The 13,478-nt window shown below is 64.5% G+C and carries 13 protein-coding genes; 1 reads left to right on the top strand and 12 read right to left on the bottom strand.

The genetic code is table 11. From position 1 onward, the window contains the following. The first annotated feature begins 49 nt into the window (after nucleotides 1-49). Entirely contained in the window at nucleotides 50-220 is a 171-nt protein-coding gene (locus tag GQY20_RS13390) for a Flp family type IVb pilin (RefSeq protein WP_157217593.1), read from the top strand. A 61-nt stretch (nucleotides 221-281) separates the two neighbouring features. Here GQY20_RS13390 and GQY20_RS13385 read toward each other — a convergent pair whose 3' ends face one another. From GQY20_RS13385 to nuoG, 12 genes are all read right to left on the bottom strand, one after another. Next, nucleotides 282-560 carry a DUF1467 family protein gene (locus GQY20_RS13385; protein ID WP_157217592.1) on the bottom strand — a complete coding sequence of 93 codons (279 nt, stop codon included), beginning with the start codon at nucleotides 558-560 and terminating at the stop codon, nucleotides 282-284. An 8-nt stretch (nucleotides 561-568) separates the two neighbouring features. Then, nucleotides 569-2,149 (bottom strand): ribonuclease J, encoded by a 1,581-nt coding sequence (locus tag GQY20_RS13380; RefSeq protein ID WP_157217851.1) that lies wholly within the window; start codon nucleotides 2,147-2,149, stop codon nucleotides 569-571. Between the two features lie 131 nt (nucleotides 2,150-2,280). After that, nucleotides 2,281-3,057 carry a type III pantothenate kinase gene (locus GQY20_RS13375; protein WP_157217591.1) on the bottom strand — a complete coding sequence of 259 codons (777 nt, stop codon included), beginning with the start codon at nucleotides 3,055-3,057 and terminating at the stop codon, nucleotides 2,281-2,283. Nucleotides 3,058-3,178: 121 nt separating this feature from the next. Beyond that, a complete protein-coding gene (locus GQY20_RS13370) occupies nucleotides 3,179-3,880 on the bottom strand; it encodes a biotin--[acetyl-CoA-carboxylase] ligase (RefSeq protein WP_157217850.1) in 702 nt (233 codons plus the stop codon). Between the two features lie 13 nt (nucleotides 3,881-3,893). After that, on the bottom strand, nucleotides 3,894-5,345 hold the full coding sequence (nuoN, locus tag GQY20_RS13365; RefSeq protein ID WP_157217590.1) for an NADH-quinone oxidoreductase subunit NuoN: 1,452 nt from the start codon (nucleotides 5,343-5,345) through the stop codon (nucleotides 3,894-3,896). After that, the gene (locus tag GQY20_RS13360; RefSeq protein WP_157217589.1) at nucleotides 5,345-6,874 is read right to left on the bottom strand and encodes an NADH-quinone oxidoreductase subunit M; all 1,530 of its coding nucleotides are present in this window, start codon (nucleotides 6,872-6,874) and stop codon (nucleotides 5,345-5,347) included. The genes nuoN and GQY20_RS13360 overlap by 1 nt, the downstream gene beginning before the upstream one ends. A gap of 2 nt (nucleotides 6,875-6,876) precedes the next feature. Next, entirely contained in the window at nucleotides 6,877-8,979 is a 2,103-nt protein-coding gene (nuoL, locus tag GQY20_RS13355) for an NADH-quinone oxidoreductase subunit L (protein ID WP_157217588.1), read from the bottom strand. A gap of 7 nt (nucleotides 8,980-8,986) precedes the next feature. Then, nucleotides 8,987-9,292 (bottom strand): NADH-quinone oxidoreductase subunit NuoK, encoded by a 306-nt coding sequence (gene nuoK, locus GQY20_RS13350; RefSeq protein ID WP_157217587.1) that lies wholly within the window; start codon nucleotides 9,290-9,292, stop codon nucleotides 8,987-8,989. Then, nucleotides 9,289-9,900: an NADH-quinone oxidoreductase subunit J gene (locus GQY20_RS13345; protein WP_157217586.1), complete on the bottom strand. Its 612-nt coding sequence runs from the start codon at nucleotides 9,898-9,900 to the stop codon at nucleotides 9,289-9,291. The genes nuoK and GQY20_RS13345 overlap by 4 nt, the downstream gene beginning before the upstream one ends. Nucleotides 9,901-9,935: 35 nt before the next feature. Further along, entirely contained in the window at nucleotides 9,936-10,421 is a 486-nt protein-coding gene (nuoI, locus tag GQY20_RS13340; protein ID WP_157217585.1) for an NADH-quinone oxidoreductase subunit NuoI, read from the bottom strand. Continuing rightward, complete coding sequence (nuoH, locus tag GQY20_RS13335; RefSeq protein ID WP_157217584.1) at nucleotides 10,418-11,467, bottom strand: NADH-quinone oxidoreductase subunit NuoH; 1,050 nt, start codon at nucleotides 11,465-11,467, stop codon at nucleotides 10,418-10,420. The genes nuoI and nuoH overlap by 4 nt, the downstream gene beginning before the upstream one ends. Beyond that, on the bottom strand, nucleotides 11,464-13,476 hold the full coding sequence (nuoG, locus tag GQY20_RS13330; protein ID WP_157217583.1) for an NADH-quinone oxidoreductase subunit NuoG: 2,013 nt from the start codon (nucleotides 13,474-13,476) through the stop codon (nucleotides 11,464-11,466). The genes nuoH and nuoG overlap by 4 nt, the downstream gene beginning before the upstream one ends. Nucleotides 13,477-13,478 lie beyond the last annotated feature (2 nt).

Below are 13,478 nucleotides of genomic sequence, written 5' to 3'. Positions count from 1 at the left end.
GGCCAGCGGGGAAATGTTGATCTGAAGTTTGGAACCACGGAGACCGGTTATGCAGTTCGTTCGCAAGATGATGAAGGACACCAAGGGCGCCACCGCGATCGAGTATGGCCTGATTGCCGCCCTCATCGCCGTTGCCGCGATCACCGCGATGAGCAGCCTTGGCACCCAGCTCTCGACGACGTTCAACAACGTCACGAACAACATGAAGAAGGCCAGCTAATCTTCAGCTGACCTCTGAAAGCAAAGCGGGCGGCGAGGCACGGCTTCGCCGCCTTTTTCTGTCAACTTCCCGGCGGCCGCTTCGGCGTAAAATCGAACGCGGATGTACCGATCCAGCCGTAAACATAATTGAGATAGAAGAGCGCGAAGAGGATCGTCGCTACGATCACCGTGCGAACCGCAACTTTGCTCCCACGAAACTCCACCGGCGCACTTTCCGCCTGACCTGGCGTCTTATCGACACCGGCCTCGTCATGCGTGCGCGCGCTGAACGGCAGGACCAGGAAAAGACTGAAGGCCAGAAACAGGAAATAAATGGCGCTGATCGAAGTGAGTCGCATGGGGAGAGTCAGATCCTGATCAGCGAGACATCTACCACGGGTTTTTTGCCCGTCCACTGAGTCGCGCAACGCCGGACGGCAAGACGGATGCCCTCGCGGAGCTTGGCCTCGTCGCGCGGACCGCCGTCAGCCGCCTCAGCCGCCGCTTCGCGCGCTTCCTCGAGGAAATCGGCGCGATCCTCCTCTACCGGCACGCCCTGCAGTCCGATCGCCGGCTCGCCACGCACCTTGCCTTTCGAATCCAGCGCGACCGTCACCGAGATCAGCCCGTGATTCGCGATCTTCCGCCGCTCGTTCATCGTCACGCCGTCAGCCGGCAGGATCACGTCGCCATCCAGGATCAGGCGGCCGACCCGCTCCTCTCCGACCTTGACCGGCCCATCCGGTGCGAGGCGGACGACATCGCCATTCTTCTGAACGATGGTGCGCCCGACGCCCTTGGACGCCGCAAAGCGCGCCTGCTCCGCCATGTGGCGGATCTCGCCATGTACCGGCACGACGATCTCCGGCCGGATCCAGCGGTACATCAGCTCGAGCTCCGGCCGTCCGGGATGGCCGGAGACGTGCACATGCGCCTGGCGATCGGTGATCATCGCGATGTCCTTGGCCGCCAGCGCATTCTGGATGCGGCCGATCGCCAGTTCGTTGCCGGGAATCTGCTTGGACGAGAAGACCACCAGATCGCCTTTGGAGAGCCTGATCGGATGGCTGTCGAAGGCGATGCGCGAGAGGGCAGCTCGCCATTCGCCCTGCCCGCCTGTCGCGACGATCATCACCTCGCGCGGCGGCAACCGCATGGCCGTATCGACATCCACCGTCTCGGGGAAATCCCTGAGATAGCCGGCCGCTTTCGAAACCTTGATGATCCTGTCGAGCGATCGCCCCGCGACGCAGAGCTTGCGTCCGGTATCGCGGGCGACCTCGCCCAGCGTCTGCAATCGCGCCGCATTGGACGCGAAGGTGGTGACGAGCACGCGCCCCCGGGCCGAGGAGATGACGCCGTCCAGCCCCTCGCGCACCGCCGCCTCCGATCCCGATGCCTCCTCGTTGAAGACATTGGTGGAATCGCAAATCAGCGCCAGCACGCCCTCGTCGCCGATCGCACCGAGCTCGGCCGCGGTCGATGGCGTGCCGAGCAGCGGCTCATCGTCCAGCTTCCAGTCCCCGGTATGGAAGATGCGTCCATATGGCGTCTCGATCAGCAGCGCATTGCCCTCGGGAATCGAATGGGCGAGCGGCACATAAGTGAAGCCGAACGGCCCGAGGCGGAAGCTGCCCTCATTGTCGACGACGTGGAGCTTCACCTTGTCGCCTAGCCCCTCCTCGTCCAGCTTGCCGCGGATCAGGCCCGCGGTGAAAGGCGTCGCATAAAGCGGCACGCCGAGATCGGCGGCGAGATAGGGGATCGCCCCGATATGATCCTCATGCCCATGGGTCAGCACGATGCCGAGCAGGTCGCCGGCGCGCTGCTCGATGAATTCGAGATCCGGCAGAACGAGATCGATGCCGGGATAGCTGGGATCGCCGAAGGTGAGGCCGAGATCGACCATCACCCATTTGCCCTGCGTTCCATACAGATTGACGTTCATGCCGATCTCGCCCGATCCGCCGAGCGCGAGAAAGAGCAGTTCGTCTCCGGGTTTTGTCACGATTTTTCAGAGTCCAATGTTCGTGCCGGACGACCGATGCGGTCCGGCGAAAATATGCGATGCGCCGTCGGTCAGCGCTTGGTGCGATCGTAGAGGAGCGACAGCCCCTGGATGGTGAGGTCACCCTCGATAAAGTCGAAAACAGATGTATGCTTGTCGAACAATGTCGCAAGCCCGCCCGTCGCGATCACTTTCACCGGGCGGCCGATTTCGGCCTTCAGGCGCGCTACGAGTCCTTCGATCAGGGCCACATAGCCCCAATAGATGCCGACATGCATGCCTTCTTCTGTGGTGCGGCCGATCACGCTCTTGTTGGTAGGCGCCTCGATGGCGATGCGCGGCAGCTTCGCGGTCGCGCCGACCAGCGCGTCGAGCGAAAGATTGATGCCGGGCGCGATGATGCCGCCCTTGTAGGAACCGCGATAATCGACGACGTCGAAGGTCGTCGCCGTGCCGAAATCGATCATCACGAGATCACCCTCGTGATTGGCGTGCGCGGCGATCGCGTTGACCAGCCGGTCGGCACCGACCGAGCGCGGCTCGACCATGTCGATCTCGATACCCCAATCGACCGGTGGAACACCCGCGACGAGCGCGTCGACGCCGAAATATTTGCTCGCCAGCACCTCCAGATTGTGGAGCGCGCGCGGAACGACGGTGGCGATGATCACCGCTTCCACGACGGAGCGGTCATGCCCTTCGAGCGCCAGCAGTTGATGCAGCCAGACGGCATATTCATCGGCGGTGCGGCGTGCATCGGTGGCGATGCGCCAGCGGGCGCGGATCGTGCCGTCCTCGACGAGCGCGAACACGACATTGGTATTTCCTGCATCGATCGCGAGCAGCATGGCTCCCCCCTAAGCCCGTTTTGCCGTCCGTGCCAGCGGCACGAGGCGATTATTCGCACACCCACTCGAACCCACCTGCCCCAACCTATGGCAGATCGGGGACCCGCAGGAAAACGCCATCTCAGAGCAGGAAGACGTCGGCCGCATGGATCGTCTGCGTACCCTCGCCAGTCCGCAACAGCAGCGCGCCATCGGCATCGAGCCCGCCGAACAGCCCTTTGGTCTCTGCCCCGTCCGCCGTCCGGGCGACCAGCGGCGTGCCCGCCGGGTGCGCGCGCTCGAGCCAGCGGTTACGGATCGGAGCAAGCCCCTCCCCTCGCCAGCGCGACAGCCAGGCGGAGAAGCTCGCGGCGAGATCTTCGACGAACAGCGCCGGATCGGGTGAAGGTATCAGTCCTGCGGCGGCAAGGCTGATCGCGGGCCTGTCCAGACCTTCCGGATGATGGGCCAGATTGACGCCGAAACCGATCACGATCGCATCGCCATGCCGTTCGAGCAGGATGCCCGACAGCTTGGCGCCGTCCAGCAGAAGATCATTCGGCCATTTCAAGGCGATCCGCGCTGCACCCGCATAGGCCGAGGCGACCTGCTCCAGCGCCACCGCCGCGACCAGCGCGAGGCCCGGTGCAGGCGGATCGCCGGAACGCAGGCGAACGAGGGTACTCGCGTAAAGATTGCCCGCCGGCGAGACCCAGACGCGGCCCCGGCGGCCCCGTCCTCCGCTCTGCGTCTCGGCGCGCAGCCACAGCCCCTCCGCCTCGCCCGCGTTCGCGAGGGCAGCGACATCGTCGTTGGTGGACGCCGTGGCGGCGACGGTGCGGATAGCGGACAGAGGCTTAGAACAGCGCCTTGGCCGCGGCGAGGCTGGCCGCGCCCAGCGCCGGGATCGCGAAATAGCCGAGCGGCGAGACGAACAGCGCAGTCAGGGCGATCAGGCCGCCTTCCACCGCGCTCTGCGACGGAGCATAGGCCGGAGCCGGCTCGTCGAAATACATCGTCTTGACGATCTTGAGATAATAGAAGGCGCCGATCACCGAGGTAGCGATGCCTACCGCAGCCAGCCAGGTGAGGTGCGCGCCGACGGCCGCATCGAACACCAGGAACTTCGGCCAGAAGCCGAACAGCGGCGGAATGCCCGCCAGGCTGAACATGAAGATGGCGAGCGCGGCGGCGAGGCCTGGCCGCGTCCGCGACAGGCCCGACAGGCTGGCGATGGTCTCTACCGGATTGCCCGCCGCATCGCGCATCTGCAGCACGCACAGGAAGCTGCCGAGCGTCATGGCGACATAGACCGTCATATAGGTCATCACCGCAGCGACGCCGTCCGCCGTGCCGGCCGCCAGACCGATCAGCGCGAAGCCGACATTGTTGATCGAGCTGTAGGCGAGCAGCCGCTTGATGTTGCTCTGACCGATCGCCGCGACGCCGCCGAGGATGGTCGAGGCCAGCGCCGAGAAGATCACGATCTGCTGCCAGGCGTGCGTCTCGGTGCCGAGCGCGCTCACCGCGACGCGGACCAGCAGGCCCATCGCGGCCACCTTCGGCGCCGAGGCGAAGAAAGCGGTGACCGGCGTCGGCGCGCCTTCATAGACGTCCGGCGTCCACATGTGGAACGGCACCGCGCTGATCTTGAAGGCCAGACCGACGAAGACGAAGACCAGACCGAACAGCCGCGCCGTGGCGATGCCCGTCGAGGCCGGCGGCACGGCCAGGGCGTGGGCGATGCCCTCGAAGCTCGTCGTACCGGTGAAGCCGTAGAGCAGCGAGATGCCGTAGAGCAGGATGCCGCTCGCCAGCGCGCCGAGCACGAAATATTTGAGGCCGGCTTCGGCCGCGCGCGTGTCGCGCCGCAGGAAGCTCGCCAGCACATAGGCCGCAAGGCTCTGCAGCTCGAGGCCGACATAAAGGGTCAGCAGGTCCGCCGCGGACACCATCATGCCCATGCCGGTGGCGGAGAGCAGGATCAGGATCGGATATTCGCAGCGCAGCGTGCCGAGCCGGCTGAAATAGCCATGGGCCGCGATCACCGAGATCGCCGACGCGATATAGATGAGCAGCTTGGCGAAGGCCGCGAAGCCGTCCGCGCGGTAGAGGCCGCCAAAGGCGACCCCGCCGCTGCCGGCCGGCCCGATCAGCGACACGGCGGCTGCGACGAACAGCGCGACGGTGGCGCCGATCACGAAGGACGCGGCGCGGTCGCCGGCATAGGCCGAAACCATGAGGAGAGCGAGCGCACCGAGGGCGAGGATCACCTCCGGCAGCGTCATCATGAAAGACAGGCTGTTCATCAGTGCGCCCCCTCATGCGCGGCAGGAGCAGGCCGATGGCCGAAGGCGATCTTCGCGTCGCCTCCCGGATTGGCACGTTCGATACGGGCGAGCAGGCTGCCCACGTCGCGGCGCATCGGCGCCAGGAAGCTCTCGGGATAGACGCCCATCCACAGCACGGAGAGCGCGAGCGGAACCATGATCGCCAGTTCGCGCGCCGAAAGATCGGGCAGCGACGCAACCTCCGCGTTCGGCGCCTCGCCATAGGCCACACGGCGATAGAGATAGAGCATGTAGGCCGCGCCGAGGATCACGCCGGTGGTAGCCACGAACGCCACCCAGCTCGACGCGTGATAGGCGCCGACCAGGCTCAGGAACTCGCCGACGAAGTTGCTGGTGCCGGGCAGGCCGACCGAGGCCATGGTGAAGAGTAGGAAGAACAGCGCATATTTCGGCATGTTGTTCGACAGGCCGCCGTAGCGCGCGATCTCGCGGGTGTGCAGGCGGTCGTAGATCACGCCGACGCACAGGAAGAGCGCGCCCGAGACGAGGCCGTGGCCGAGCATGACCATCAGGCCGCCCTCGATGCCCTGCCGGTTGAAGGCGAACAGGCCGATCGTGACGAAGGCCATGTGGGCCACCGACGAATAGGCGATCAGCTTCTTCATGTCCTCCTGCACCAGCGCGACGAGGCTGGTGTAGACGACCGCGACCATCGACAGGCCGAACACCAGCCACATCAGCTGCGCGGAGGCTTCCGGGAACATCGGCAGCGAGAAGCGGATGAAGCCGTAGCCGCCCATCTTCAGGAGCACGCCGGCCAGGATCACCGAGCCTGCCGTCGGCGCCTCGACGTGCGCATCGGGCAGCCAGGTGTGCACCGGCCACATCGGCATCTTCACCGCGAAGCTGGCGAAGAAGGCGAGGAACAGCCAGGTCTGCGCATGGACCGGGAAATCATAGTTCATCAGCGTCGGGATATCGGTCGTGCCGGCTTCGCGGACCATCCACAGCATCGCCACCAGCATCAGCACGGAGCCAAGCAGCGTGTAGAGGAAGAATTTGTAGCTGGCGTAGATCCGGCGCGCGCCGCCCCAGATGCCGATGATCAGATACATCGGGATCAGACCGGCTTCGAACATGATGTAGAACAGGAACAGATCCTGTGCGGTGAAGACGCCGATCATCAGCGTCTCCATCAGCAGGAAGGCGGCCATATATTCGGGCACGCGCTTCTGGATCGCCTCCCACGAGGCCGCGATGCAGATCGGCATGAGGAAGACGGAGAGCATGATCAGCATCAGGGCGATGCCGTCTATGCCGAGCGCCCAGGCAAAGCGACCGAACAGATCGACATGCTCGGTGAACTGCCACTGGGGACCCGCCAGATCGTAATTGATCCACAGCAGGATGCCGAGCAGCAGATCGACCAGCGTCGCCGCCAGGGCGAGCCAGCGCGCCGTCTGCGCCGAGGAGAAGAGACAGGCGATCGCAGCCGCGAACGGCACCGCGAGCATGAGCGAAAGAACAGGAAAGCCGAGCTGGTTCATGATTAGCTTGCCATCGCCCAGGTCGCGGCACCGGCGAGGCCGAGCAGCATCACCAATGCATAAGTGTAGACATAGCCGGACTGGAGCTTGCGGGTCAGCACGCCGCCGGCCGAGACCAGGGCGGCAGCGCCGTCCGGACCGAACCGGTCGATCGTACCCTGATCGCCGCGCTTCCAGAGGAAACGGCCTATCGCGAAAGCGGGAACGACGAACACCGCATGATAGAGCTCGTCGAAATACCACTTGTTGAGGAGGAACTTGTACAGGAGCTGGAAGGTGCTCGTGAAGCGAGCCGGCATGCCCGTGTCGGCGATATATCCCCACCAGGCGATCGCGAGACCGGTCAGCATCACGGCAGCCGGAGCCAACTTCACCCACAGCGGCACGCCATGCATCGCATGCATGAGATGCTCGTTGAACGCGATGCTGCCTTTCCAGAAGGCCCCGCCGGTTTCCGCGCCGACGAAGTAAGGCGAGAAGATATAGCCGGCGAAGATCGCGCCGAGGGTGAGCACGCCGAGCGGCACGAGCATCGTCCACGGGCTTTCGTGCGGATGATAGCCGGCGGTGCCATGCTTCACCTGCTCGACGCCCGGATCATGCGCATGCGGCTCGCTGCCCGCTCCTTCCGCGTCCGGATGCGCATCATGATGAGCATCGTGCGCATGGGCATGATCATGCCCATGATCGTGACCATGGCCGTGCGCATCGTGCACTGCATGCTGGATATGCTCGGATCCCGCCCACCGCGCCTTGCCGAAGAAAGTCAGGAACACGAGGCGCCAGGAATAGAAGCTGGTCAGCAGAGCGACGAAGATACCGACGATGAATGCGATGCGCCCGCCGCCGCCGGAGGCATAGGCCGCCTCGAGAATCGCGTCCTTCGAATAGAAGCCTGCGAAGCCGAACACGTCGATGATACCCACCCCGGTGATCGCCAGCGTGCCAGCGGTCATCGCCCAGAAGGTGATAGGGATGTGTTTCCTGAGCGCGCCATAATAGCGCATGTCCTGCTCATGGTGCATCGCGTGGATCACGCTGCCCGCGCCGAGGAACAGCAGCGCCTTGAAGAAGGCGTGGGTAAACAGGTGGAACATCGCCGCGCCATAAGCGCCGACGCCTGCCGCGAAGAACATGTAGCCGAGCTGCGAGCAGGTCGAATAGGCAATCACGCGCTTGATGTCGTTCTGCACGGTGCCAACGGTCGCGGCGAACAGGCAGGTCGCGGCGCCGATGAAGGTGACGACGCCGAGCGCGACGTGGCTGGTCTCGAACAGAGGCGACAGGCGGCAGACCATGAACACGCCCGCGGTGACCATGGTCGCGGCGTGGATCAGCGCGGACACCGGAGTCGGGCCTTCCATCGCGTCGGGAAGCCAGGTGTGCAGGCCGAGCTGGGCCGACTTGCCCATCGCGCCGATGAACAGCAGCAGGCAGAGCAAGGTCATCGTGTCGACGCGGTGGCCGAGGAAGCCGATCGTCGATCCGGCCATGCCCGGCGCCGCCGCCAGGATCGCCGGGATCGAGACGGTGCCGAACACCAGGAAGACGCCGAAGATGCCGAGCGAGAAGCCGAAATCGCCGACGCGGTTCACCACGAAGGCCTTGATCGCGGCGGCGTTGGCGCTCGGCTTATAATACCAGAAGCCGATGAGCAGATAGGAGGCGAGACCCACGCCTTCCCAGCCGAAGAACATCTGGACGAGATTGTCCGACGTCACCAGCATCAGCATCGCGAAGGTGAACAGCGACAGATAGGCGAAGAAGCGCGGCTGGCTGTCGTCCTCCGCCATATAGCCCCAGCTATACAGGTGGACGAGCGCCGATACCGTCGTCACCACGACGAGCATCACTGCCGTCAGCGCGTCGACGCGCAATGCCCAGTCCACATTGAGGTCGCCCGAACGGATGAAGGTGAGCACCGGCTCGACGAACGCCTCGCGCGAGCCCGTCAGGAAACCGACGAAGATCGGCCAGGAAAGGGCGCAGGCGACGAACAGCGCGCCTGTGGTGACGAGCTTCGCCGCGGTGTTGCCGATCGAGCGATTGCCGAGCCCGGCTACGATCGCCGCGAGCAGCGGCAGGAATACGATGAGTTTGATCACCGAATGATCACCCCTTCATCCGGTTGATGTCGTCGACGGCGATAGTGCCGCGGCCACGGAAGTAGATCACGAGGATCGCGAGACCGATCGCCGCCTCGCCGGCGGCCACGGTCAGCACGAACATTGCGAACACCTGCCCCACCAGATCGTGCAGGAAAGCCGAGAAGGCGACGAGGTTGATGTTCACGCTCAGCAGGATCAGCTCGATCGCCATCAGGATGATGATGACGTTCTTCCGGTTCAGGAAGATGCCGAGCACGCCCAGCACGAAGAGAATGGCGGAGACCGTGACGTAATGCTGCAGGCCGATCATAGCTCCACCCCCTGCCCGACGGGCTGGTTGACCTTGCGGATCGCATCTTCCGGACGGCGGCGGTTCTGCGCGGCGACATTCTGCGGCCGCACGCCGCTGCGGGCGCGGTGGGTGAGCACGATGGCGCCGATCATGGCGACCAGCAGGACGAGACCCGCACCTTCGAAGATGTAGAGATAGCGCGTGTAGAGAAGCGTACCGATCGCTTCGATATTGGGCACATCAGCCGGCGTCGCGCCGAGACGATGGCCGAGATCGACGCCGCCCGCCCGCCAGGCGCCGACGGCGAACACCATCTCGCACAGCAGCACCAGCGCCAGCACCATGCCGAACGGCAGGTAGCGGGCAAGCCCGGCGCGCAGCTCGGCGAAGTCGATGTCCAGCATCATGACGACGAACAGGAACAACACCGCGACGGCGCCTACATAGACGATGACCAGCAGCATCGCGATGAATTCGGCGCCGACCAAGACCATGAGCCCTGCGGCGTTGAAAAAGGCCAGGATCAGCCACAGGACGCTGTGCACGGGGTTGCGCGCCAGGATGGTCAGCGCGCCCGACGCGATCAACAGCGTGGCGAACAGATAGAAGGCGATCGTCTGGATCACGATGTCAACGTGCCCCTCGGGATTCGTGCGGCGGATTAACGGTAGGGCGCATCGGCGGCAAGGTTTGCGGCAATCGCGCGCTCCCACCGGTCGCCATTTTCGAGAAGCTTGGCCTTGTCATAGATAAGCTCCTCGCGCGTTTCCGTAGCGAATTCGAAATTCGGACCCTCGACGATGGCGTCCACCGGGCAGGCTTCCTGGCAGAAGCCGCAATAGATGCACTTCGTCATGTCGATGTCGTAGCGGGTGGTGCGACGCGACCCGTCGTCGCGCGGCTCCGCCTCGATCGTGATCGCCTGCGCCGGGCAGATCGCCTCGCACAGCTTGCAGGCGATGCAGCGCTCCTCGCCGCTGGGATAGCGGCGCAGCACATGCTCGCCGCGGAAGCGCGGGGAGATCGGGTTCTTCTCGAACGGATAGTTGATCGTCGCCTTCGGCTTGAAGAAATATTTCAAGGTCAGAAGATGCGCCTTCACGAACTCCCAGAGGGTGAAGGATTTGACGTAGTAGCCGAGGCTCATGCGCCCGCTCCATATCTCGTGAGCATCAGGAAGCCCGACACCAGGAACACCCAGAACAGCGACACCGGCAGGAATATCTTCCAACCGAGCCGCATGAGCTGGTCGTAGCGATACCTCGGCACCGTCGCCTTCACCCAGGAGAAGACGAAGAAGAAGGCGCTGATCTTGATGAACAGCCAGATGATGCCCGGCACATAATAAAGCGGCGCCCAATCGATCGGCGGCAGCCAGCCACCCCAGAAAAGCGTCGCGTTGAGCGCGCACATCAGCAGCACGTTGCCATATTCGCCAAGCCAAAAAAGGGCGAAGGCCATCGACGAATATTCGGTCTGATAACCGGCGACGAGCTCGCTCTCCGCCTCGGTCAGGTCGAACGGCGCACGGGCGGTTTCCGCCATCGCCGAGATCAGGAACATCACCGCCATCGGGAAGAGCAGCGGATTGAAGCCGAAGCCGTTGATGATCCCGAAGATCTCGCCCTTCTGCGCGAGCACGATCGTGCCGAGATTGAAGCTGCCCGCCCACAGCACGACGGAGATCAGGATGAAGCCGATCGAGACTTCATAGGAGACCATCTGCGCGGCGGCGCGGATCGCGGAGTAGAAGGGATATTTGGAGTTGGACGCCCAGCCCGCGAGGATCACGCCGTAGACGCCGAGCGACGAGGCCGCGAGCGTGTAGAGCAGGCCGACATTGATGTCGGCAAGCGCCATGTCCGGCCCGAAAGGGATCACCGCCCAGCCGATCAGCGCGATCGTGAAGGTGATGATCGGCGCGAGCAGGAAGAGGCCGCGATTGGCCGACGACGGAATGATGGTTTCCTGCAGGAAGACCTTGAGGCCATCGGCGAAGGACTGGAGCAGGCCAAAAGGACCGACCACGTTCGGGCCGCGGCGCAGCGCCATCGCAGCCCAGATCTTGCGATCGGCATAGATGGCCATAGCCACCGCCAACATCAGCGGCAGCGCGATGATCAGGATCAGGATCAGCGTGGCGAGGAACCAGCCGAAGCCGTAGCCCAGATGAGTCTGGAAGAAGGCGGTCATTCCGCTGCCTCCGCATAGCTTTGACCATGCAGCAGCTCGGCGGAGCAACGCACCATCGTCGGGCTCGCGCGACAGATCGCGTTGGTCAGGTAGAAGTCCTGGATCGGATAGCCGAATTCGCCAGACGGCGCGATCGAGGGAAGCGACGGCGCCGACCAGCCATAATCAGCCAGGCCCTCGACGCCGAGAGCCGGCACCTCCGCGATCATCGCGGCGCGCAGGGCCTCATAGCTATCGAACGGCAGCGTGCAGCCGAGCACCGCGGACAATGCCCGGAAGATCGACCAGTCCTCGCGGGCATCGCCCGGCGGGAAGACTGCGCGCCCGCCGCGCTGCACCCGGCCCTCGAGGTTCACATAGGTGCCGGGCTTCTCGGTATAGGCCGCGCCCGGCAGCACGACGTCCGCCGCGGCGGCGCCGGCATCGCCATGATGGCCGACATAGACTTTGAAGCTGCTTGCGAAGCGGCCATAATCCACCTCGTCCGCACCCAGGAAGAAAGCCAGCTTCGGCGCCTTCGCAGCGAGCGCGGCGATGCCGCCCTCCTGTGCATAGCCTAGCATCAGGCCGGCCATGCGTGCCGCCGAGAAGTGCAGGACGTTATAGCCGTTCCAACCATCCTTGATCAGGCCAAGCGTCTCGATCAGCGCGAGGCTCGCCGCCTGCACGCCGTCCAGCTTGAGCGCGCCGCCGCCGACGATCAGCACCGGCCGTTCGGCACCCTTGAAGGCATCCAGCACCGCCTGCGGCAAGCCGGCAAGCAGCGCCGCGTCGTTGCCGAGCCATTCCACCTTGTAGGTGAGATCGACCTCGGGCCCGATCGCAAAGACCTTCGCATTGCCCTTGCGCAGCGCCTTGCGGATGCGCGTGTTGACCAGCGGCGCTTCCCAGCGGAGGTTGGTCCCGACCAGGAGGACGACGTCCGCCCTCTCGACCGCTGCGATGGTGGTGTTGAAATTCAGCGCCGCGAGGCTCGACACGTCATAGGAGAGGCCGGTCTGGCGGCCTTCGAGCAGATCCGAGCCCATCGCGCGGACCAGCGACTTGGCGGCATACATGGTCTCCGCGTCGAGCAGGTCTCCGGCGATCGCCGCCACGCTGCTGCCTGCGTTCACCGCCTTGATCGCTTCGAATGCCCGTTCCCACGTCGCCTCGACGAGGCGGCCATCGACCCGCACGAACGGCCGGTCGAGACGGCGACGCACAAGGCCGTCTACGGCGTGGCGCGTCTTGTCCGACGCCCATTCCTCGTTCACATCCTCGTTGATGCGCGGCAGCGCGCGCAGCACCTGGCGGCCACGGCTGTCGAGCCGGATGTTGGTGCCGACCGCATCCATCACGTCGATCGCCGGCGTCTTCTTCAGCTCCCAGGGCCGTGCCTCGAAGGCATAAGGCTTGGAGGTGAGCGCACCGACCGGGCAGAGATCGACGACGTTGCCCGAAAGCTCGGACGTGATCGCATGCTCCAGATAGGAGGTGATCTGCATGTTCTCGCCGCGATAGAGCGCGCCGATCTCCTCGACGCCGGCCACTTCCTCGGCGAAGCGCACGCAGCGGGTGCATTGGATGCAGCGGGTCATGACCGTCTTGACGATCGGACCCATATATTTCTCGGTCACCGCCCGCTTGTTCTCGGCAAAGCGGCTGTGGCCCTTGCCATAGGCGATCGACTGATCCTGCAGGTCGCACTCGCCGCCCTGATCGCAGATCGGGCAATCCAGCGGATGATTGATCAGCAGGAATTCCATCACGCCTTCGCGGGCCTTCTTCACCATCGGCGAGGTGGTGAAAATTTCCTGCTTGTCGGCGGCCGGCAAGGCGCAGGAGGCCTGCGGCTTGGGCGGCCCCGGCTTCACCTCGACCAGGCACATCCGGCAATTGCCGGCGATCGAGAGCCGCTCATGATAGCAGAAGCGCGGGATTTCCTTGCCCGCGGCTTCGCAGGCCTGCAGCACGGTGGCGCCTGCGGGGACTTCGACCTCGATCCCGTCGACTGTCAGCTTGGGCATCG

Source organism: Flavisphingomonas formosensis, assembly GCF_009755815.1.
GTDB classification, from domain to species: domain Bacteria; phylum Pseudomonadota; class Alphaproteobacteria; order Sphingomonadales; family Sphingomonadaceae; genus Flavisphingomonas; species Flavisphingomonas formosensis.
Note: the sequence above shows the minus strand (reverse complement) of the source record. Positions and strands in the feature narration are given on the sequence as shown.